This is a genomic window from Curtobacterium oceanosedimentum, from assembly GCF_020297365.1.
Taxonomy (GTDB): domain Bacteria; phylum Actinomycetota; class Actinomycetes; order Actinomycetales; family Microbacteriaceae; genus Curtobacterium.
The window spans coordinates 36,696-57,869 of record NZ_JAIXIG010000020.1; the positions used below are offsets into that span (position 1 = coordinate 36,696).

Consider the following 21,174-nt stretch of genomic DNA (forward strand, 5'->3'; position numbering starts at 1 on the left):
ACCCGCCGGGCAGGATGGACGGCATGGACATCCGCTTCACCGAGTCCCGCCCGTCGACCATCGGCGTCGAGTGGGAACTCCCGCTGGTCGACCGCTCGACCGGCGACCTCACGCCCCGCGCCCCCGCCGTCATCGCCGCCGTGCACGAGCGGCTCGGCGACCACGACCGGGTCACCGAGGAACTGCTCACCAACACCGTCGAGGTCGTGTCGAGCGTGCACGAACGCGTCGGTGCGGCGACGAGCGAGCTGTCCGGCATCATCGGCGAGGTCATCGACGCCGCCGAGCCGCTCGACGCCCAGGTGATGTGCTCCGGCACGCACCCGTTCGCCCTCTGGGACCAGCAGGAGATCACCGCGGACAGCGAGCACTACACGACCCTCATCGACCGCACCCGGTGGTGGGGGCGCCAGATGCTCATCTGGGGTGTCCACGTGCACGTCGGCATCGACGACCGCGACAAGGCCGTCCCGATCATGAACGCGATGCTCGCCTACGTCCCGCACCTGCAGGCGTTCACCGCGTCGAGCCCGTTCTGGGGCGGCACGGACACCGGCTACGCGTCGAACCGTGCGCTCATGTTCCAGCAGCTCCCGACCGGCGGACTCCCGCCGCAGCTCGGCGCGTGGGCGAACTTCGAGGAGGTCGTCGGCGACCTCACGCACACCGGCGTCATCGACGGCGTGAAGGACCTGCGCTGGGACATCCGCCCGTCGCCGGGCTGGGGCACCCTGGAGAACCGGGTCTCCGACGGCATCTCGACCCTGCACGAGGTCGGCGCCGTCACCGCGCTCGTCCAGTGCCTGGTCACCGCCTGCTCGGACCGGCTCGACGCCGGCGAGACCCTGCCCACGATGCAGCCGTGGTTCATCCGCGAGAACAAGTGGCGCGCGGCCCGCTACGGCATGGAGGCCGAGATCATCACGAACGTCGCCGGCGACGAGCGACTCGTGACCGACGAGGTGCACGACCTGGTGCAGCGACTCGACCCGATCGCCGAGCGGCTCGGCTGCCAGGACGAGCTGCACCACCTCGACACCATGATCGAGCGCGGCGCGTCCTACCAGCGGCAGCTGCGGGTCGCGCAGGAGAACGGCGGCGACCTGCGCGCCGTCGTCCGCCACCTGGTCACGGAGTTCCGCGAGTCGCTCTAGACGCGGCCCGTGGACGGACAGGAGGCCCGTGGCGGGATCGCCACGGGCCTCCTGTCCGTCAGCTGGTCGCGCCTAGCGACCCAGGAACTTCTGCAGGCTCGCGAGCTCTTCCTCGGTCGGCGCCTTGGCGCCCTTGGCACCACCGAGGCCGAGGCCGGACCCCTTCGGGGCCTGCTGCGGCGCAGCCGCGGCGCCGGCCGCGAGGGCGGCACGCTTGGCGGGGTTGCCGACCTTCGACTTCTTCTTGCCGCCGCCCTGCTGCTGCTTCTTGCCGCCGTGCATGCCCGGGATCGGACCCATGCCCGGCATCTGCGGGACACCACCGCGGGCAACGGTCTTCATCATCTTGGCGGCCTGCTCGAACCGGTTCACCAGGGCGTTGACCTCGGTCACGGTCGTGCCGGAGCCCTTGGCGATGCGGAGTCGGCGGGAGCCGTTGAGGAGCTTCGGCAGCTCGCGCTCCTGCTTGGTCATCGACTGGATGATCGCCTCGGTGCGGACGATCTCGCCCTCGTCGAAGTTGTCGAGCGCCTCGCGCATGCCCTTCGCGCCAGGGAGCATGCCGAGCATGCCCTTGATCGACCCCGCCTTGCGCAGCTGCTGCATCTGCTCGAGGAAGTCGTTGAGCGTGAACGAGTCGCTCGCGATCTTCTCGGCGACCTTGCGCGCCTCGTCCTCGTCGAAGGCCGACTGCGCCTGCTCGATGAGGGACAGGATGTCGCCGAGGTCGAGGATGCGGCTCGCCATGCGGTCCGGGTGGAACGGCTCGAAGTCGTCGAGCGACTCACCCGTCGACGCGAACATGATGGGGCGACCCGTGACACTGGCGACCGACAGGGCCGCACCACCGCGGGCGTCACCGTCGAGCTTCGACAGGACGACACCGGTGAAGTCGACGCCCTCCTGGAAGGCGCGCGCGGTCGTCACGGCGTCCTGACCGATCATCGCGTCGATGACGAACAGGACCTCGTCCGGGTCGACGGCCTTGCGGATGTTCGCGGCCTGCTTCATCAGCTCGGCGTCGACGCCGAGACGACCGGCGGTGTCCACGATGACGGTGTCGTACTGCTGGTCGACCGCGGCCTTGATGGCGTTCTTGGCGACCTTGACCGGGTCACCGACGCCGTTGCCGGGCTCGGGTGCGAAGACGTGCACGCCGGCCTGCTCGCCGACGACCTGCAGCTGCTGCACGGCGTTCGGGCGCTGCAGGTCCGCCGCGACGAGCATCGGGGTGTGGCCGTCCTTCTTGAGCCACTTGCCGAGCTTGCCGGCGAGGGTCGTCTTGCCGGCACCCTGCAGACCCGCGAGCATGATGACCGTCGGCGGCTTCTTCGCGAACTCCAGGCGTCGCTGCTGCCCGCCCAGGATGCCGACGAGTTCCTCGTTGACGATCTGGACGACCTGCTGCGCCGGGTTGAGCGCGCGGTTGACCTCGTCGGAGAGCGCACGTTCGCGCACCGAGGCGGTGAACGCCTTGACGACCTCGAGCGCGACGTCGGCGTCGAGGAGCGCCCGCCGGATCTCGCGGACGGTGCCGTCGACGTCGGACGGAGTCAGCCGACCCTTGCTCCGCAGGTTGCGGAAGGTCTCGGTCAGCCGATCGGAGAGTGAACCGAATTGCGCCATGATCCGTCGATTCTACCGGTAGACGAGCAGATCACCGGATCCGGCGTCCAGCGCTCGGTATCGTCGAGGCATGCGCGCCGTCCCCGAGGAGCTCGACCCCGCGGTGGTCGCCGAGATCGACGGGCGCCTCGCGCGTCTGCAGACCGAGCTCGGCGTGACGATCCCCTGGGCGATCGAGAGCGGCAGCCGCGCCTGGGGCTTCCCGTCCCCCGACAGCGACTACGACTGCCGGTTCCTGTACGTGCGACGGCCCGACGACTACCTGTCGCTCTGGCCCAGCCGTGACGTCATCGAGACGCCGTTGGACAAGGTCTTCGACGTCAACGGGTGGGACCTCGCCAAGACGGTCCGCCTGGCGGTGAACGGGAACGCGACGGTCGGCGAGTGGCTGCGGTCACCGATCGTGTACTCGGGCGACGAGGGCTTCCGCGACCGCCTGCTGGCGTTCGTGGCGAGCGTGGCCGACCGCGGGCGCATCGGCCGGCACTACCTGCACGTCGCCGATCGGCAGTACGAGCGCGAGGTCACGCTGAAGCGCTTCTTCTACGTGCTCCGCACCGCTGCCTCGCTCCGCTGGCTGCGGGAGCACCCGGAGAGCGCCACGCCGCCGATGGACCTGCCGACGCTGCTCGCCGAGTCGACGGTCGACCGCGCGGTGGCCGACGCCACGGCGGAACTCATCGCGGTGAAGGCACGGACGCGCGAGGTCGGCACCGGCACCCCGCCCGGTGTCCTCGTCCGTTTCGTCGACGCGGAACTCGACCTGGCACGGTCCTTCGACGACCTGCCGCCCGAGAACTCCTCTGCCGACGCGCACGACCGAGCGGACGCGTACTTCCTCGGCGAGCTCGACCGGCTGCGCTGACGAGGACCCACGGGGCGGTCGGCACAGAGCATGAGGGCTCAGCGGACCACGACCCCCTCGGCGAGCTCGATCGGGGCCGTCAGCCCGACGTCGAGGACCACCGGTGCCGTCGACGGAAGTCGGTCGCCCGTCGGGAACCACCGCCGCTCCGGCGACACCAGGATGACGAGACCGTCGGCGTCACCGACCGCGGCGAAGCCCTCGCCGGGCGAGTTGGCGTAAGGCTCGAGCCCGGCGTGGCGCAGGGTCTCGACGGCACCGAGGACGTCCGGGACGGGGACGCCGACCTCGCTGACCGAAAGGAACGGAACGACGCCGGCGTGTGCCGGTGCGAGTGCGGCGCTCGCGGACCTGGTCGCGACGAGGTCGCGGCGCTCGATCAGCTCGAGCAGCTGCTGATCCGGACCCTCGAAGTACACCGATCGCGAGTTCCAGTTCGGCGGCCCGTCGAACTGATCTCGGCCGTCGGCGTCGACCAGCACGATCGCGATCTCGGCGACCCACGCTGCAGCCGCGTCGAACGTGCCCGTCGGGATCGTGATCGCCAGGTGGAGCGCGCCGGTCATCCCCGGGAGTTCGCGGAACACGAGTTGCGTGGACCCGACCGCGACCTCGACCACCCCGTCGACGAGCTCGACCGGGCAGCCGAGCCGTTCGTAGAAGCGAGCGGTGCCGTCGAGGGAACGGGTGGCGAGCTGTACCTGGCGGATCTCCATGCGCCCATCGGAGCAGCTCAACCGATGTTGCGGTCAAGCACCGGGTTGATGAGCCAGGAACTTTCGTCCGCCCGCCATCAGGACTGCCACGCGTCAGTGCGAGACCGCACGGCGAGGCGTGCGGCGCAGCGCGACGACCGTGAGCGAGACGAGCACGAGCGTTGCGGACCCGATGACCATGATCACCGCGTCCGTGCGTTCGTTCGCGAACCACCGGAGGGCGATCGCCCCCGCGGCGCCCCACGGGATCCAGGCGATGGAGAGCGAGGCCGCCAACTCCTGGCGCCGCTGCACGAGCAGCACGATCACGAGGATCGCGAGCAGGGCGCCGGCGGCCGCGAGCATCCAGGCGGGGGCCACGACGGTCCACATCGCACTGTCGGTCACCGTGGTCAGACGGAACGTGCGCCCGCTCGACGGGAACAGGACCGCGTAGGACGCCAGGCCACCCCCGACGACCGCGAGTCCCCAGAGGAACGCGCCGCGGTGACGCGGATCGCCGCAGTTCGCGAGCAGGATCAGCAGCAGGGTCACACCGGTGGTCGTGGAGTGCGGACCGTTCCAGGACCCGTCGGTCCGCCCGAGCAGCCAGGCCGCTGCGGCACCGAGCACTGCGAGGACTGCCAAGAGGTGTACGCCCCACCGCGACCGCACGGCCGCGGCGAGCGCCATCAGGGCGAGCGGGACGACGACGAGGATCCCGGCGTTCCAGAACGGCCCGAACGTGCGCAAGTCACCGGGGGTCTGCAGTGGGCGCGCGTCCCAGGGTCCCCACACCACGAAGACGCCGTAGACGAGGGCGAACCCGAGGGCCGACCCCGCCCCGATCGACGCGGCGATCCGCCGGACCGCGGAGGGCACCACGGCGTCCGCCCAGCCGCGGAGGCCGTGCAAGCGGAGACCGACCACCTCGCCCCTCGCCGGACGGGTACGCCCGTGGGCGTCCGCGACGTCGAGCAGTGTCCCGAGCATCGCGGCACCGTGCTCTCGTCGCCACCTCGGCGGGTACCACCGGATCGCAGCGCGGTACTCCTCCTCCAGCCTCGTGGTCGTCACGACGCTCCCCCCATCTGGATCGTCCCCGGTCGCCACGTCGACAGTCGCGCTCGTGCCACGGTGGCGTTCGCCTCCAGGCGCCGCACCTCAGCGGCGAGCGCCCGAGCGCCGTCCTCGGTCAGCTCGAAGTAGCGGCGCAGGCGCCCGTCCACGACCTCCTCGCCCGCCGTGCGGACGAGCCCCTGGTCGAGCAAGCGGTCGAGCACCGCGTAAAGCGTGCCGACCTTCAGCTGCACCCGCCCGCCCGACAGCTCGGATGCGCCGCCGATCAACGCGTACCCGTGCTTCCGTCCGCCGACGAGCGCGGTCAGGACGAGCATCGTCGGCTCGCGCATCTCCGTGGTACTCATGCGGAAAGGATACTCACGCAATCAGAGTATGCAAACGGCGCCCGCGAGAACAGGTTGATGTACGGAGTCCAGAAACTGTCGTACGCTGGCGCCCATGCCGGAACTCGAGATCGTCCGGGTGCCCGGGCTGCTCGACTACGACGAGGGCCTCGCACTGCAGCAGCGCCTGAAGGCTGACGTCGTCGCCGCGCGCTCCCCTGGCGCGGTCGTCCTGTGCGAGCACCCGTCCGTGTACACCGCAGGTCGTCGGACGCGGCCGAGTGACCTGCCGACGGACGGCTCCCCCGTGGTCGAGGTCGACCGCGGCGGGCGCATCACGTGGCACGGCCCGGGACAGCTCGTCGCCTACCCCATCCTGCGGCTCGCCGAGCCCCTCGACGTCGTCCCCTGGGTGCGCGACCTCGAGCAGGTCATCATCGACGCCGCCGACGCGGTCGGCATCACGGCGGAGCGCATCGACGGTCGCAGCGGCGCGTGGGTGCCGACCTCGCCGCCGGCGAAGGTCGGCGCGATCGGGCTGCACGTCGCCGAGGGGGTCACAAGCCACGGGATCGCGATCAACTGTGAGAACGACCTCGAGGCCTACGCGACGATCGTGCCATGTGGGATCGCGGACGCGGGCGTCACCACGCTCTCGCGGGCCGCAGGACACCCGGTCGCCGCCGACGAGGTCGCCGACCGCGTCGCTGCCCGGCTGCAGGCGGCGTTCGACGGCATGCACACCGGCAACCGGATCGCACGACAGGAGACCCTCGTATGACCCTCGCCCCCGAAGGCCGCCGCATGCTCCGGGTCGAGGCCCGGAACGCCGAGACCCCGATCGAGACGAAGCCCGCGTGGATCAAGACCCGCGCCACGCAGGGCCCGGAGTTCCGCGACCTGTCGGCCCTGGTGCGGGACAAGCAGCTGCACACCGTCTGCCAGGAGGCCGGCTGCCCGAACATCTTCGAGTGCTGGGAGGACCGCGAGGCCACCTTCCTGATCGGTGGCTCGCAGTGCACCCGCCGGTGCGACTTCTGCCAGATCGACACCGGCAAGCCGGAGCCGCTCGACCGCGACGAGCCCCGACGGGTCGCCGACTCGGTCGCGTCCATGGGGCTCAAGTACGCCACCGTGACCGGCGTGGCCCGCGACGACCTGCCCGACGGCGGCGCCTGGCTCTACGCCGAGACCATCCGCCAGATCCACGAGCACTCCCCCGGCACGGGCGTCGAGATCCTGGTGCCGGACTTCAACGGCCGTCCGGATCAGCTCGGCCAGGTGTTCGACGCCCGCCCGGAGGTCTTCGCGCACAACGTCGAGACGGTGCCGCGGATCTTCAAGCGCATCCGCCCCGCGTTCACGTTCGAGCGCTCCCTCGGCGTCATCACCCAGGGCCGGGACGCCGGGCTCGTGACGAAGTCGAACCTGATCCTCGGCATGGGCGAGGACCGCGCCGAGATCGAGGACGCCCTGCAACGCCTGTTCGACGCCGGCACCGACATCATCACGCTGACGCAGTACCTCCGCCCCTCGCCGCGGCACCTGCCCGTGGCGCGCTGGGTGGCGCCGGACGAGTTCGTCGCGCTGCGCGAGGTCGCCGAGCAGATGGGCTTCGCCGGCGTGCTCGCCGGGCCGCTGGTGCGGTCGTCCTACCGGGCGGGCCGGCTGTGGGCCCGGGCGACGGTGGCCCGCGGTGGCTCGGTGCCCGAGCACCTGTCCCACCTGCTCGACGCAGCGCCGGGCCGCCAGGCCGTCTGACGCTCCGGACGCTCGGCCGCTCGGCCGGATCGCACGAAGCGGCCGACACTTCGCGCCAGGCGACACCTCACGGGCCGGGGAGCACGTGGACTGTCGCTCGGGCCGAACCTCCGCGTCCGGCCGACACCGAGACGGACGGGAGGCGCGGTGCCAGCCGGCACCGCGCCTCCCGTCCGTCAGCTGGGGACGACTACTTCGCGTCGGCCTCGACCGACTCCTTCGGCTGGCCCGAGGGCGTGAGGCCACGCTCCACGCGCTTCTTCGAGACGACGAGCGACGCGACCGTGGCGACCGCGATGGTCAGCGCGATGAAGCTCAGCGAGAACCAGATCGGGATCTCCGGCGCCCACTCGATGTGCTCGCCACCGTTGATGAAGGGCAGCTCGTTGACGTGCATGGCGTGGAAGACGAGCTTCACACCGATGAACGCCAGGATGACGGCCAGCCCCTGACCCAGGTAGATGAGGCGCTCGAGCAGGCCGGCGATCAGGAAGTACAGCTGGCGCAGACCGAGCAGCGAGAACGCGTTCGCGGTGAAGACGATGAAGGCGTCCTGCGTCAGCCCGAAGATCGCGGGGATCGAGTCGAGCGCGAACAGCACGTCGGTCAGGCCGATCGCGACCATGACGAGCAGCATCGGCGTGAACAGGCGCTTGCCGTCGACGCGGGTGGTCAGACGGTCGCCGTCGTAGTGGTCCGACGTCGGGATGATGCGCTTGAGGATGCGGATGAGCCGCGAGTCGCCCTCGTCGCCGTGGTCGTTGCCGCTGCGGGCCTGCGACCAGGCGAGCCAGAACAGCAGCGCACCGAACAGGTAGAAGACCCACGAGAAGTTCTCGATGATCGTCACGCCGAGGGCGATGAAGACACCGCGTGCGACGAGCGCGATCGCGACGCCGACCAGCAGGACCTTCTGCTGGAACTCCTTCGGCACCGCGAAGCTCGACATGATGATGAGGAAGACGAACAGGTTGTCGACCGACAGTGCCTTCTCGGTCAGCCACCCGGCGAAGTACTCACCGCCGGCCTGTCCGCCGCCGAACACCAGGATGCCGACACCGAACAGGATCGCCAGGCCGATGTAGAACACCGACCAGAACGCCGATTCACGGATGTGCGGGACGTGCGGCGTGCGCACGTGCGAGTAGAAGTCGAACACCAGCAGGGCCAGGATGCCTGCGATGGTGATGAGCCAGACGAAGAGTGGGACGTCCACGGTTTCCTTCAGGTAGGGCGTCGCACGGGACACGTGGTGCATGTCGCGCGGGTACGCCGAGGCCCGAAGGTCTCTTCCGTCGCGCTGCACCGGAACCGGTACGGCACGACCGGCGCCCCGGAGCCGGATCGTTCCGGCCCGTACTGACGGGGACACCGAGAGGGAATACTCCCCTTCGTGTCACCGAGCATACCGGGCACGGCGGACATGTGCCGCGCTCTAAGCTGGGAGCATGGCGAGTTCCTGGTCACTGTCCTCACGGCTGCGCGGCCTGTTCCAGCGCAAGACGATCGACGAGACCACGTGGGAGGACCTGGAGACCGCCCTCATCGGCGCGGACTTCGGTCCCGACGTCTCCGAGGCGATCATCGAGGACCTGCACGCCCGCGTCGACCGCTACGGCACGACGGACCCCGCGGACCTGCAGCGCATGCTCCGCGAGGTCCTCGAGGAACGGCTGTCGAAGCTCGACACGACCCTGAAGCTCAGCGCGCGTCCCGCCGTGGTGCTCGTGGTCGGGGTGAACGGCGTCGGCAAGACCACCACCATCGGCAAGTTCGCCAAGTTCCTGAAGACCTACGACCGCACGGTGCTCGTCGGGGCGGCGGACACGTTCCGCGCTGCAGCGGTCGAGCAGGTCGCCACCTGGGCCCAGCGCGCCGGCGTCGACGTCGTCCGGCCGTCGCAGCCCGGGCAGGACCCGGCGTCGGTGGCGTACCAGACCGTCGAGAAGGCGATCCGCGACCAGACCGAGATCGTCGTCATCGACACCGCGGGTCGCCTGCACACCAAGGCCGGCCTGATGGACGAGCTCACCAAGATCAAGCGCGTGGTCGAGAAGCAGACCGAGATCAGCGAGGTGCTCCTCGTCCTCGACGCGACGACCGGGCAGAACGGGCTCGCACAGGCCCAGGCCTTCATCGAGGGTGCCGGCGTGACCGGCCTCGTCATCACGAAGCTCGACGGTTCGGCCAAGGCCGGCTTCGTGCTCAGCGTGCAGGAGAAGACCGGCATCCCGATCAAGCTCATCGGGCAGGGCGAGGGCATCAACGACCTGACGGGCTTCACGCCGCACGTCTTCGTGCAGAACCTGGTCGGCTGAGCGAACGCGATCGCACCCCGAGGAGTAGCGTCTCCGGCGGTCCGGGCATCTGCTCGGTCTCGTTCCAGGGATAGGAGACCCTCATGCCCGCACTGCTGATCATCGCGATCATCGTCGGCCTCGTCCTGCTCTTCAGCGGCATCTTCGTCGGTGCGCTGAAGTTCCTGCTCTGGGTGGGCATCGTGCTCATCCTGCTGGCGGTCATCGGCTGGTTGCTCCGGAGCATCCGCGGTCGCGCGTAGCGACCCGGCGTCCGTTCCGGACGCACGAACGAACGGGAGGCGCGGTGCCAGCTGGCACCGCGCCTCCCGTCTGTCGTCCGGTCGCGTCCCGGCGTCGCGGGCGTGACCGGTCCTCGGGCTGACCGACACCTCACGGAACCGAGGGCGCGTGCGGTGTCGGTGAGCGCGTGAGCACGCGGGCGCCGCGCCGGCGTCGCTACGCGACGGCCCCGGCGCGCTGCTGCACCCGCTGGCCGACCACGGCGGAGACGCCGTCCTGCCGCATCGAGACGCCGTACAGGGCATCGGCGATCTCCATCGTGCGCTTCTGGTGCGTGATGACGATGAGCTGGGACGACTCGCGCAGCCGCTCGAACACGGTCAGCAGGCGCCCGAGGTTGGCGTCGTCGAGTGCCGCCTCGACCTCGTCCATGATGTAGAACGGCGACGGCCGCGCGGTGAAGATCGCGACGAGGAGCGCCACCGCGGCCAGGGACCGCTCACCGCCGGACAGCAGCGTCAGGCGGTCGATCTTCTTGCCGGCGGGCTTCACCTGCACGTCGATGCCGGTGCCGAGCAGGTCGGTCGGGTCGGTGAGCGTGATCGACCCCGAGCCGCCCGGGAACAGGATCGGGAAGATGACGTCGAAGGCGTCCTTCGTGTCGTTGAACGCCGACTCGAAGATCGTCTGCATCTTCGAGTCGAGTTCCTCGATGATCGTCAGCAGGTCCGTCCGGGTCTTCTGCAGGTCCTCGAGCTGCTCGGCGAGGAACGCGTGCCGCTGCTCGAGCGCCTGGAACTCCTCGAGCGCCAGCGGGTTCACCTTGCCGAGCTGCCCGAGGTCGCGCTCGGCCGCCTTCAGCCGGCGCTCCTGCTCGGCGCGGACGTAGGGCACGGTCTCGACGTCGGCCGGGTCGACCTCGTCGGTGGTGTCGAACTCGGCCAGGGCGGGGCCGCCGGGCAGGGTGGACTCGGCGTCGACGAGGGCCACGTCGTCGGCGTCGGTACCGTCGTCCGGACGGGCGGCGCCGTCTGCCCCCGTGCCTGCGTCTGCGTCTGCGTCCGGTACCGGGACGCCCGCCGCCTCGGCAGCCGCTGCCGCCGCCGCCCGCTCGGCGGCACGGTGCTTCCGCGCCAGCACCCGGGGGTCCACGAGCACGTCGACGGGCACCGGCACGTGCGGCCCGTACTCGCGCACGAGCACGGCCTCGGTCAGCCCGAGCTCGCTCAGCGCCCGGTCGAGCACGCCGGACACGTGCAGCTTCTTCTCGTAGATCTCCATCTCGAGCGAGTGCACGCCGTCCGTGATGGTCTGCAGCCGGTCGCGGAGCTCGCGTTCCTCGGTGCGGATGGTCTGCAGCTCGGTGTTGCGCTTCGACCGCTCGGCTTCCTCGGTGGCCAGCTGGACGCGGGCCTCGGCGAGCGAGCGGTCGACGGCGCCGAGCAGCCCGGGCAGGTCGGCGAGGACCTGCTCGGCGGTGCGGATCTGCCCGCGGCGGATCACGGCGAGCCGGGCGGCCTCCTCGGCGGCGGCGCGCTCGGCCTCGAGCTGGCGTTCGAGCTGGTCGGCACGGCCCCGTTCGGCGCGGACCCGCTCGCGCACGGTCTCCACCTGGATGCGCTGCTCGACCTCCGCCGCACGTGCGGCCTCGAGCGCGTCCTGCAGCGCCGGACGCTCCGAGGCGTCGACCACCGGGCGCTCCTGCTCGGTGAACGTCCGCGACGCGGCTTCCGCCTCGGCCAGGGCGGCGTCGGCCGCCTCGACGGCACCGTCCGTCTCGGCCAGGGCAGCCCGCAGTCGCTCCACCTCGGCAGCGGCGTTCTCGGCCTTCGCCCGGGTCGACGCGCTCGTGCGGTCGTACTCGGCCGTCGCCCGCGTGTACGCACGCGACGCCGCGTCGGCCTCGTCCGCACGGCGGCGTGCGTCCTCGACGGCGCTGCGCGCGGCCTGGAGGCCCGTGGCCGCGTCCTCGGCGTCCGTCGCGATCGCGTCGCGCCGGGTGACGGCGTCGTCGCGTTCGGCGGCGAGCTCGATGCGCGAGGTCACGCGCTCCCCGCCGCCGGTCACGCGGACCGCACGGACGAGGTCACCGGACCGCGTGACGACCGTGGCCTGCGGGGCGGCGGTCAGCAGCGCCTCCAGGTCGACGTCGGCGGCGTCGCTCGTGCCGTCCGCGACGAGCGTGTCGCGCAGGATGGCGGCCAGTGCCGGCGGCCCCTGCACCAGGTCGACCGCACGACGGACGCCCGCGGGCAACCGGTCGGGCAGCTGCGTGGGGGTCGTCGGTGCGTCCGCGACCACGACGTCGATGCGACCGAGGTCCGCTTCGCGGGCGTGGTCGACGGCGTCGAGCGCGGTTCCGCGGTCGTCGGCGAGGACGGCGTCGGCGAGACCCTCGAGGGCCGTCGCGATCGCGCCCTCGTACCCGGCGTCCACGGTCAGGCTGTCGGCCAGGCGGCCGACGATGCCGGCGCGGCCGGCGTCGATCAGGGCCTGCGAGCCGTCGCGGACCTCGATCGACATGGCGAGCGCCGTGACGCGGGCGTCCAGGGCGTCGCGTTCGCGTTCCAGGGCGTGCAGTCGGTCCCGGCGCTCGTCGCGGGAGGCCTGCGCGCGTTCCAGGTCGCCGCGGGCCTGCTCGAGGTCCCGTGCCAGCGCGGTCTCGTCGACCCCCTCGGACGGGTCGGTGCCGAGTTCGGCGAGGGCGGCCGCGGCACGTTCGGCGCGCTCCCCCGCCTCGCTCAGTGCACGCTCCCGCCGCTCGCGGTCGGCGACGGCGGAACCGCGCCTCGACCGGGCGACGTCGACCGCGCTCGACAGCCGCTGCGCCTCGAGGTCGTGCTGCGAGACGCGTGCGGCCTGCGCGGCGATCCGTTCGTCCAGGGCGTCGAGCGCGGCACGGGCGTCCTGCACCGCGCGCGCGGTCTCCGCCGACCCGCCCTGCATCGCGTCGGCGCGGGCGGCCAGGCGGTCCGCTTCGGCACGGACGCCGGCGACCTGCTCGGGCGTGACGGAGGGGCCCTGCTGCGGGGCGTCGGCCTGCTGCGCGAGGAACATCAGGCGCTGGTTCGCCAGACTCGACAGGCCGCGCAGGCGTTCTTGCACGCTCTCGAGCCGGTGCACCACCGTGCGGGCGCGGTCGACGTCGTCGCCGACCATGCTCTGCTCCACGTGCTGCTGCCGCGCCCGGGTCTGGTCGAGCCGCTCGGTCAGGACGATCCGCTCGGACTTCCGGCCGGCTTCGACCTCCTGGTGGTCGTGCAGCTCGCGGCGCAGGCGCACCACGTCGTCGGCGAGGATGCGGGCCTTGGCGTCGCGGAAGACCGCGGCGACCGACTGCGCCTTGCGGGCGACCTCGGCCTGGCGTCCGAGCGGCTTGAGCTGCCGCCGGATCTCGCCGGCCAGGTCGGACAGGCGGGTCAGGTTCGTCTGCATCGCGTCGAGCTTGCGGAGGGTCTTCTCCTTGCGTCGACGGTGCTTCAGGATGCCGGCGGCCTCCTCGATGAAGCCGCGGCGGTCCTCCGGGGTGGCGTGCAGCACCTTGTCGAGCTGTCCCTGCCCGACGATCACGTGCATCTCGCGACCGAGGCCGGTGTCGCTCAGCAGCTCCTGCACGTCGAGCAGTCGGCAGTTCTCGCCGTTGATCGCGTACTCGCTGCCGCCGTTGCGGAACAGGGTGCGCGAGATCGTCACCTCGGAGTACTCGATCGGCAGCAGGCCGTCACTGTTGTCGATGGTCAGCAGCACCTGGGCGCGGCCGAGCGGCCCACGGGTCGAGGTGCCCGCGAAGATGACGTCCTCCATCTTGCCGCCGCGCAGGGTCTTCGCGCCCTGCTCCCCCATCACCCAGGCGAGGGCGTCGACGACGTTCGACTTGCCCGAACCGTTCGGACCGACGATGCAGGTGACGCCCGGCTCGAACGCGAAGGTCGTCGGCTGCGCGAAGGACTTGAACCCCTTGATGGTCAGGCTCTTCAAGTACATGCGGTCTCCGGGTGCTCTGGTTGGCGCCAGGCTAACGCGTGCGGGCGCGGGGGCGCGGCTGGCACACGGGGCAGATGTGGCTCGACCGGTTCATGAACGCCTCGCGCACGATCGTCGTGCCACACCGCGGGCACGGCTTCCCCTGCTGCCCGTACACGTTCAGGCGCTGCGAGAAGTACCCGGACTGCCCGTTGACGTTGACGTACTGCGCGTCGAAGCTCGTGCCGCCGTCCTCGAGTGCCCGCCGCAGGACACTGCGGACCTCGTCGAGCAGCCGGCGCAGGTCGGCGCGGGTGAGCCGGTCGGCCGCGCGGTCGTAGTGCAGCTTCGCGGCCCACAGGGACTCGTCGGCGTAGATGTTGCCGATCCCGCTCACCACGCCCTGGTCGAGCAGCACCCGCTTGATGCCGCTCGAACGCTTGCGGGCCATCGCGGTGAAGCGGTCGTCGTCGAACGCGGGGTCGAGCGGGTCGCGGGCGATGTGCGACACCTGCCCGGGCACCCACCGGCGCCACACCGCATCGGGGTCGATCGCGTCGACCTGCCCGCCGAACCCGGCGGGCGCGCCGTCGACCGTCGGGACCATCGCGTCGATCGCCATCGAACCGAACGTGCGCTGGTCGACGAACTCGAGCTCGACGCAGGCTTCGGCGTTCCCGGTCCGGTCGGCCCCCGCCGGCAGCACGTCGATCAGGATCCGTCGGTGCCTGGCCGCCGGTCGACCGCGGCCGAGCAGGATCTGTCCGCTCATGCCGAGGTGTGCGACGAGGGCCTCGGGCCGGTCGCCGTCGTGCTCGGGCTGCAGCGGCATCCAGAGGAACTTGCCCCGGCGGACCGCGGCGGCGATGGTGCGGCCGGTCAGCCGTTCGGCGAAGTCCTCGGACGGACCGTCGTGCCGGGTGAGGGCACGGTCGTCGACGACGTCGACGTGCAGGACCCGCGCACCGCTGACGGCGGGTTCGAGGCCGGCGCGGACGACCTCGACCTCGGGGAGTTCGGGCACGCGGTCAGGCCGCTCGGCCGGACAGACGGGTCCAGGCGTCGAGCGCGGCGGCCATCTCGGCAGCCTTCTTGCTCGACCCGGTCCCGGTGGCGACGTCCTCGCCCTGCAGGACGACGGTCGCGCTGAAGGTCTTGTCGTGGTCGGGTCCGGTCTCGGTGACGCGGTACGCCGGGTTGCCGAGGGACTGGCTCGACGCGAGCTCCTGCAGGCTCGTCTTCGGGTCCATCGCGGCGCCGAAGCGGTCCGGGTCAATCATGAGCGGTTCGACCAGCCGCAGCACGAGCTCGGTCGCGGGGTCGGGACCGGCGGACAGGTAGGTCGCGCCGATGACGGCTTCGACCGTGTCGGCCAGGATCGACGACTTGTCGCGGCCGCCGGTCTGCTCCTCGCCCTTGCCGAGGCGCAGGTAGCTGCCGAGCCCGACCATGCGGGCGATCTCGGCCAGTGCCACGGTCGACACCAGGCTCGCTCGACGCTTCGCGAGGTCACCCTCGTCGAGGTCCGGGAAGGACCGGTAGAGCTTCACGGTCACGGCCTGGCCGAGGATCGAGTCGCCGAGGAACTCCAGGCGCTCGTTGTGCTTGATGCCCCCGTGCTCGTAGGCGTACGAGCGGTGCGTCAGGGCGAGCTGGAGCAGCTCGAGGTCGATGCCGACCCCGAGGATGCCCTGCAGACGAACGACGTCCGGCCCCACGGGGCGAGACCCCGCAGCGCCGGACGTCGTCGACATGCGTTCGGTCCGATCAGACGTCGGCGACCTTGCGGCCCTTGTACTCCATGTACAGGGGGGTGCCGGCCGAGTCCTCGACGACCTTCGCGCGGTGCGGGAGGCTGTAGGTGACCTGACCGTTCTCGATCGTCTTCACGAGCTGGATCGGCGTGGCCTTCCACTGCGAACGACGGGCGTGCGTGTTCGCACGGGACTGCTTGCGCTTGGGAACGGCCATGGTGAATCTCTTTCGGTTGGTCGGTGGTCGGTTCGGGGGCTGGCGGTGTCGGGGCCTACTCGGCCTCGGCCCGCTCCTCGCCCTCGGTGGTCTTCGGTGCGGTGGTGTCACCGTCGGTCTGGTCTGCGGCGCGGTCTTCTGCATCGCTGTCGTCGAGCTGGACCGCGCTGAGCGCCGCCCACCGCGGATCCAGGACCTGTCGAGCGGGCTGCTCGCCGAGGTCGGCCAGGCGCTCACCCGTCACCGGGTCGAGTCCTGGGCAGTCCGGTCGGCAGACCGGCTGGAACGGCAGCGACAGCACCACCGCATCTCGAACGACCTGTTCGGTGTCCACGTGGTCATCGCGAACGAAGAAGTCGAAATCCTCCGAGGCATCATACGCGAACAGCTCGGCGAAATCGACCTCGATGGGTTCGCTGATCTCGATGAGGCAACGCGAGCACTCCCCCGTCGCGTCGGCCGAGGCGTGGCCGGACACGAGGACGCCCTCGTGCAGCCCCTCGAGCTTGACGTCGATCCGGAGCTCGGCGCCCTGTCGGACGGCGATCAGACCGGCACCCATCGCGTCGGGCACCGTGATGTCGAGCGTGTGCTCGCGCATCTCGCCCGGCCGGTGCGCGAGGTCGCGCACGCGCAGGGCGTAGGGGCTGTTCACGGGGGAAGACACGATCGACGAGCCTAGCGCGATCGGGACCGAGAGTCGAGGTGGCGACAGGCGTGTCCGGACGTGGTGGTGCAGCGAGCGTGCTCAGCGCGCCGCGAGGGCGTCCGCGACCGCCTTCGGCACGTACGGCGTCACGTCGCCCCCCAGGGTCGACACCTGGCGGATGAGCGAGCTCGACACGTGCGCCCGCGAGGCCTCCGGCAGCAGGAACACCGTCTCGACGTCGGCGAGGTGGCGGTTCATGATCGCCATCGGGGTCTCGTAGGCGACGTCCTCGCCGGACCGCACGCCCTTGACCAGCACCTTCGCATCGACCTGGCGGCAGTAGTCGACCAACAGCCCGGACGTCCACTCGCCCACGGTCACGGTTTCCGGCGCGCCGACCTCGACGAGCGACTCGCGGATGAGCCGCACGCGGTCGACCGCCTCGAACATCGCGGGCTTCTTGTCCGGGTTGTGCACCACCAGGACGTGCACCTCGTCGAACAGGCCCGCCGCACGACCGATGACGTCGAGGTGCCCGAGGGTGACGGGGTCGAAGGAACCGGGGACCACCGCGATCTGCGCCATGCCAGCGACGATACCGCCAGCGCTGCGGTGGACCGTCGTCAGTTCTTGCCGAGGAACGCCACGTCGGACTCGTCCAGGCGCCGGGCCAGGGCGTCGCGGAGCGCCGGGGAGCCGTCGAGCTCCGGGTCGGGCTCGAGCACGCGCTCGGCTTCTTCGCGCGCGTCGACGATGAGGTCGGCGTGCTCCACCACCCGGAGCAGGTTGAGCGAGGACCGTCCACCGGACTGCCGTTCGCCGAGCACGTCGCCTTCTCGTCGGAGTTCGAGGTCGACCCGGGCGAGCTCGAACCCGTCGTCCGAGGCGGAGACCGCGTCGACCCGCTCACGCGAGGTGGTCTCGAGCTCGGCCGTCGTGACGAGCAGGCACACGCCCGCCCACTGCCCACGACCGATGCGGCCGCGCAGCTGGTGCAGCTGCGAGACCCCGAACCGGTCGGCGTCGAGGACGGCCATCATCGCCGCGTTCGGCACGTCGACCCCGACCTCGATCACGGTCGTCGCGACCAGCACGTCGAGGTCGCCGGCGGCGAAGGACGTCATCACGCGGTCCTTCTCGTCGGCGGTCATCCGACCGTGCAGCACGGCGATCCGGCGCCCCTCGAGCACGGGCATCGTGCGCATCCGCCCGGCGGTCGCGAGCACGGTCGCCGGTGCGCGCCGCGGGGCGTCGTCCTCGCCCTCGGTCGCCGCGGGTTCGCCGTCGTCCTCGGTGTGGGCGTCGTCGATGGCGGGACACACCACGAACGCCTGCCGGCCCTTCGCGAGCTCCTCGGCCATCCGCGACCAGATCCGGGACTCCCACCCCGGGTGCTCGGCGAGCGGGACCGTGAAGGTCTCGACGCCGGCGCGGCCGGACGGCAGACCGGTGATGGTCGAGACGTCGAGGTCGCCGAAGACCGTCATCGCGACGGTGCGCGGGATCGGGGTCGCGGTGAGGACGAGCGCGTGCGGCGGGGTCGCGCCCTTGGTCCGGAGGGCCTCGCGCTGCTCCACACCGAACCGGTGCTGCTCGTCGACGACGACCAGGCCGAGCTCGGCGAAGTCCACCCGGTCGCCCAGGAGCGCGTGCGTGCCGACGACCAGCCGCGAGCTGCCCGACGCCGCTGCCAGCAGGGCGCGCCGGCGTTCGTCGGTGGACTGGGAGCCCGTCAGGATGACCGGTCGGAGCTCGGCGGCCAGGTCCGGTCCGAGGAACTTCACGATGGACCGCAGGTGCTGCGCGGCCAGCACCTCGGTCGGGGCGATGAGCGCGGACTGCCCGCCGGACTCTGCCACGGTGAGCATCGCGCGGATCGCGACGAGGGTCTTGCCGGAGCCGACCTCGCCCTGCACCAACCGGTGCATGGGCCAGGTGCGCGCGAGGTCCTGGTCGACGTCGGCGCCGACGGCCCGCTGGTCGTCGGTCAACGTGAAGGGCAGCGAGGCGTCGAAGCGCTCGAGGATCCCACCGGGAGCCGCCACCCGGGGCGTCGCCGCGGTGCGCCGCGCTGCGATCCGGCGCTGCACCAGGGCGGTCTGCAGCACGAACGCCTCGCGGTAGCGCAGGGCGTCCTGCGCGCGCTTGAAGTCGGCGACCTTCTCGGGGCGGTGCAGCAGCTCGAGGGCGCGGCGGAACGGCACGAGGTCGAGTCGCGACCGCGCGGACGCCGGCACCGGGTCGGGCAGGTCCGGCAGGGTGTCGAGGACGATCCCGATGGACTTCGCGATCTGCCACGACGTGAGCGACGCGGTCGCCGGGTAGATCGGGATCGGCTGGCGCGACCACCGGATCGCTTCGTCGGAACCGGGTTCGGCGGTGGCGCGGGGGTCGTCGGGGTCGAACAGCTCGTAGTCCGGGTGGGCGAGCTGCCGGGCGCCCCGGTAGTCGCTGACCTTGCCGGAGAAGATGCCCCGGGCGCCGGGCACGAGGTCCTTCGTGCGCCAGCCCTGGTTGAAGAACGTGAGGGTGAGCAGGCCCTTGCCGTCGCCGATCTTCGCTTCGAGGATCGAGCCGCGGCGCGCACGCATGGTGCGTTCGCGGACGTCGACCACCTCGGCCACGATCGTGACCGGCTCGCCGATCGCGAGCGAGTCGAGGGCGGTCAGTGCCCCACGCTCGGCGTAGCGGCGGGGCGCGTGCTCGAGGAACTCCCCCACCGTGCGGTAGCCGAAGGCCTTCTCGATCGCGGTCGCCGTGCGGCCACCGAGCACGTTCGCGAGCCGCGCGTCGAGCGGCGCCGGACCGAGGTCGGGCGCGGCCGGCGCAGCGGGGGTTCCGGAGGTGACCACGCTCCAACGGTACCGGGCACGACCGACCCCACCCGCGCCTCCCGAGCGGCCTGTGGAGAACGCCGGGGCGGAGCCGTCGCGCCGGTACGGTGGCTCCATGACCCGCATCATCGCCGGCGCCGCCGGCTCCCTGACGCTCCGGGTGCCGAAGTCCGGTACCCGCCCGACGAGCGACCGCGTGCGCGAGGCGCTGTTCTCGTCGCTCGAAGCACGGGGGCTCGTCGAGGGCACGTCGGTGGCCGACCTGTACGCGGGGACGGGAGCACTCGGGCTCGAGGCGGCGTCCCGCGGTGCGGCAGAGGTGGTCCTGGTCGACCGCGCGTCGGCGGCAGCGCAGGCCTGCCGGGCGAACGCGAAGGCCGTGCAGCAGCGGATCCCCGGCGTGCGGATCGACGTGCAGCCGCAGCCCGTGCTCGGCTACCTGCGCGGCACGGTCCGGACGTTCGACCTGGTCTTCATCGACCCGCCGTACGACGTCACGGAGCACGAGCTGGCCGAGGTGCTCGAGACCCTGGTGCCGAAGCTGACGACCGACGCGGTGGTGGTCGTGGAGCGGAGCAAGCGCTCCCCCGAACCGACCTGGCCCGCCGGGCTCGCGCCGTTCAGCAAGCGGAGCTACGGCGAGACGGTGGCCTGGGAGGCCGTCGCGGACTGAACCGCCCGTGCCGCCCGTGCCGCCCGTGCGGGCTCACCCGGCGGCGCCGTCCCAGTCGGCGTAGGGGTCCCAGCCGGTCGTCGGCACCGGTGCCCCGCCGCGCACGAGGTCCGCGTCGCCGCGTTCCCGCACGACCCCGATGCGCCGGAACCCTCCGGGGAGCGCCCCGTCGGCCGGGAACGTCGCGAGCAGCCCGTGGTCCTCGCCCCCGTGCAGGGCGGCGTCGTCGAACCCGGTCGCGGCGTCGAGCTCCAGCGTGACGCGGCTCGCTCGGGCCATCCGGCCCCCGTCGATCGCGAGCCCGTCGGACAGGTCGAGCATCGCCGTCGCCCCCGCCCCGGCCGCGAGCGGGCCGTCCGCGATCGGCGGGACCGGTCGGCGCTGCCGTCCGACGTCCGGGTCCGTGTCCGCGCCGCTCGCCACGGTGGCCGCGCGGTCCGGCTCGCCGTCCTGGTCGACACCGTCGCGGAACAACCGTGCCAGCCCGCGGGCAGCGCGTCCGAGTTCGCCGGACACCGCCAGGACGTCGCCCGGCCGGGCGCCGGAGCGCAGGACGGGTCCGAGCGGGTGCGGGTCACCGAACGCCGTGACGGTCACGGTGAACGTGGCCGACGTCGACAGGTCGCCGCCCACCACGCCGCACGCGGGGGCCAGGGCCTCCACCGCGAGCCGGAACCCGTCCGCGATGCCCTCGAGCACCGCGGCGGGGGTGTCCTGGGGTGCGGCGATGGCGACGACGAGACCGCTCGGCGTCGCCCCCATGGCGGCGACGTCGGACAGGTTCGTGGCCGCAGCCTTCCACCCGACGTCCTCGGGCGAGGACCACGCCCAGCGGAAGTCCGGGCCGTGCACCATCATGTCCGTCGTCACGACGAAGCTGCCGTCGGGAGCGGCCACGACGGCGCAGTCGTCGCCCGGACCGAGGATCGGCGTGCCCGCGGGCAGGCGGCTCGTGATGCGGTCGAGGACGGCGAGTTCGCCGAGCTCCCCGACGGTCGGTCCGGCCCAGGCGTCGTACGTCGCGTCCACACGAGAAC

At 71.7% G+C, this 21,174-nt stretch carries 20 protein-coding genes; 7 read left to right on the forward strand and 13 right to left on the reverse strand.

What is annotated here, in order from left to right; translation table 11 throughout:
- The first annotated feature begins 14 nt into the window (after positions 1 to 14).
- Positions 15 to 1,154 (forward strand): glutamate--cysteine ligase, encoded by a 1,140-nt coding sequence (locus LEL83_RS10415; protein WP_198656150.1) that lies wholly within the window; start codon positions 15 to 17, stop codon positions 1,152 to 1,154.
- 72 nt (positions 1,155 to 1,226) lie between these two features.
- On the opposite strand, the gene ffh is transcribed toward LEL83_RS10415, so the two are convergent.
- On the reverse strand, positions 1,227 to 2,780 hold the full coding sequence (ffh, locus tag LEL83_RS10420) for a signal recognition particle protein (protein ID WP_198656151.1): 1,554 nt from the start codon (positions 2,778 to 2,780) through the stop codon (positions 1,227 to 1,229).
- A gap of 70 nt (positions 2,781 to 2,850) precedes the next feature.
- Here ffh and LEL83_RS10425 point away from each other — a divergent pair, with 70 nt between their 5' ends.
- Complete coding sequence (locus tag LEL83_RS10425; protein WP_225558754.1) at positions 2,851 to 3,645, forward strand: nucleotidyltransferase domain-containing protein; 795 nt, start codon at positions 2,851 to 2,853, stop codon at positions 3,643 to 3,645.
- Positions 3,646 to 3,683: 38 nt separating this feature from the next.
- On the opposite strand, the gene LEL83_RS10430 is transcribed toward LEL83_RS10425, so the two are convergent.
- The 3 genes from LEL83_RS10430 to LEL83_RS10440 all read right to left on the reverse strand — a co-directional run bounded on the left by LEL83_RS10430 (position 3,684) and on the right by LEL83_RS10440 (position 5,767).
- The gene (locus LEL83_RS10430; RefSeq protein WP_225558755.1) at positions 3,684 to 4,361 is read right to left on the reverse strand and encodes a VOC family protein; all 678 of its coding nucleotides are present in this window, start codon (positions 4,359 to 4,361) and stop codon (positions 3,684 to 3,686) included.
- A gap of 93 nt (positions 4,362 to 4,454) precedes the next feature.
- A complete protein-coding gene (locus LEL83_RS10435) occupies positions 4,455 to 5,333 on the reverse strand; it encodes a hypothetical protein (protein WP_225558756.1) in 879 nt (292 codons plus the stop codon).
- A gap of 80 nt (positions 5,334 to 5,413) precedes the next feature.
- Complete coding sequence (locus LEL83_RS10440; RefSeq protein ID WP_225558757.1) at positions 5,414 to 5,767, reverse strand: PadR family transcriptional regulator; 354 nt, start codon at positions 5,765 to 5,767, stop codon at positions 5,414 to 5,416.
- A gap of 94 nt (positions 5,768 to 5,861) precedes the next feature.
- On the opposite strand from LEL83_RS10440, the gene lipB reads away from it, so the two are divergent.
- Positions 5,862 to 6,527: a lipoyl(octanoyl) transferase LipB gene (gene lipB, locus LEL83_RS10445; RefSeq protein WP_225558758.1), complete on the forward strand. Its 666-nt coding sequence runs from the start codon at positions 5,862 to 5,864 to the stop codon at positions 6,525 to 6,527.
- Positions 6,524 to 7,507 (forward strand): lipoyl synthase, encoded by a 984-nt coding sequence (gene lipA, locus LEL83_RS10450; protein WP_225558759.1) that lies wholly within the window; start codon positions 6,524 to 6,526, stop codon positions 7,505 to 7,507. Before lipB ends, lipA begins: the two co-directional genes overlap by 4 nt.
- Positions 7,508 to 7,697: 190 nt before the next feature.
- On the opposite strand, the gene LEL83_RS10455 is transcribed toward lipA, so the two are convergent.
- A complete protein-coding gene (locus LEL83_RS10455) occupies positions 7,698 to 8,723 on the reverse strand; it encodes a TerC family protein (RefSeq protein ID WP_225558776.1) in 1,026 nt (341 codons plus the stop codon).
- Between the two features lie 232 nt (positions 8,724 to 8,955).
- Between LEL83_RS10455 and ftsY the strand changes: the two genes are divergently transcribed.
- Entirely contained in the window at positions 8,956 to 9,825 is an 870-nt protein-coding gene (gene ftsY / locus LEL83_RS10460; RefSeq protein WP_198656156.1) for a signal recognition particle-docking protein FtsY, read from the forward strand.
- 83 nt (positions 9,826 to 9,908) lie between these two features.
- Positions 9,909 to 10,067, forward strand: a complete 159-nt coding sequence (locus tag LEL83_RS10465) for a DUF4175 domain-containing protein (protein WP_137767577.1) — start codon at positions 9,909 to 9,911, stop codon at positions 10,065 to 10,067.
- A gap of 196 nt (positions 10,068 to 10,263) precedes the next feature.
- Here the strand turns inward: LEL83_RS10465 and LEL83_RS10470 are convergent, their stop codons facing one another.
- The 7 genes from LEL83_RS10470 to LEL83_RS10500 all read right to left on the reverse strand — a co-directional run bounded on the left by LEL83_RS10470 (position 10,264) and on the right by LEL83_RS10500 (position 19,482).
- Positions 10,264 to 14,031, reverse strand: coding sequence for an AAA family ATPase (locus LEL83_RS10470; RefSeq protein ID WP_225558760.1), 3,768 nt, complete (start codon positions 14,029 to 14,031; stop codon positions 10,264 to 10,266).
- Between the two features lie 31 nt (positions 14,032 to 14,062).
- Positions 14,063 to 15,034 (reverse strand): bifunctional DNA-formamidopyrimidine glycosylase/DNA-(apurinic or apyrimidinic site) lyase, encoded by a 972-nt coding sequence (gene mutM, locus LEL83_RS10475; RefSeq protein ID WP_225558761.1) that lies wholly within the window; start codon positions 15,032 to 15,034, stop codon positions 14,063 to 14,065.
- Between the two features lie 4 nt (positions 15,035 to 15,038).
- Positions 15,039 to 15,764, reverse strand: a complete 726-nt coding sequence (rnc, locus tag LEL83_RS10480) for a ribonuclease III (RefSeq protein WP_225558762.1) — start codon at positions 15,762 to 15,764, stop codon at positions 15,039 to 15,041.
- A gap of 13 nt (positions 15,765 to 15,777) precedes the next feature.
- Entirely contained in the window at positions 15,778 to 15,981 is a 204-nt protein-coding gene (rpmF, locus tag LEL83_RS10485) for a 50S ribosomal protein L32 (protein ID WP_017888273.1), read from the reverse strand.
- A 55-nt stretch (positions 15,982 to 16,036) separates the two neighbouring features.
- A complete protein-coding gene (locus tag LEL83_RS10490) occupies positions 16,037 to 16,636 on the reverse strand; it encodes a YceD family protein (RefSeq protein WP_225558777.1) in 600 nt (199 codons plus the stop codon).
- 93 nt (positions 16,637 to 16,729) lie between these two features.
- Entirely contained in the window at positions 16,730 to 17,215 is a 486-nt protein-coding gene (gene coaD / locus LEL83_RS10495) for a pantetheine-phosphate adenylyltransferase (protein ID WP_225558763.1), read from the reverse strand.
- A gap of 38 nt (positions 17,216 to 17,253) precedes the next feature.
- Positions 17,254 to 19,482 (reverse strand): ATP-dependent DNA helicase RecG, encoded by a 2,229-nt coding sequence (locus tag LEL83_RS10500; protein WP_225558764.1) that lies wholly within the window; start codon positions 19,480 to 19,482, stop codon positions 17,254 to 17,256.
- A gap of 97 nt (positions 19,483 to 19,579) precedes the next feature.
- Here LEL83_RS10500 and LEL83_RS10505 point away from each other — a divergent pair, with 97 nt between their 5' ends.
- Positions 19,580 to 20,137: an RsmD family RNA methyltransferase gene (locus LEL83_RS10505; RefSeq protein ID WP_198656162.1), complete on the forward strand. Its 558-nt coding sequence runs from the start codon at positions 19,580 to 19,582 to the stop codon at positions 20,135 to 20,137.
- 33 nt (positions 20,138 to 20,170) lie between these two features.
- Here LEL83_RS10505 and thiL read toward each other — a convergent pair whose 3' ends face one another.
- Positions 20,171 to 21,166, reverse strand: coding sequence for a thiamine-phosphate kinase (thiL, locus tag LEL83_RS10510; protein WP_225558765.1), 996 nt, complete (start codon positions 21,164 to 21,166; stop codon positions 20,171 to 20,173).
- Positions 21,167 to 21,174 lie beyond the last annotated feature (8 nt).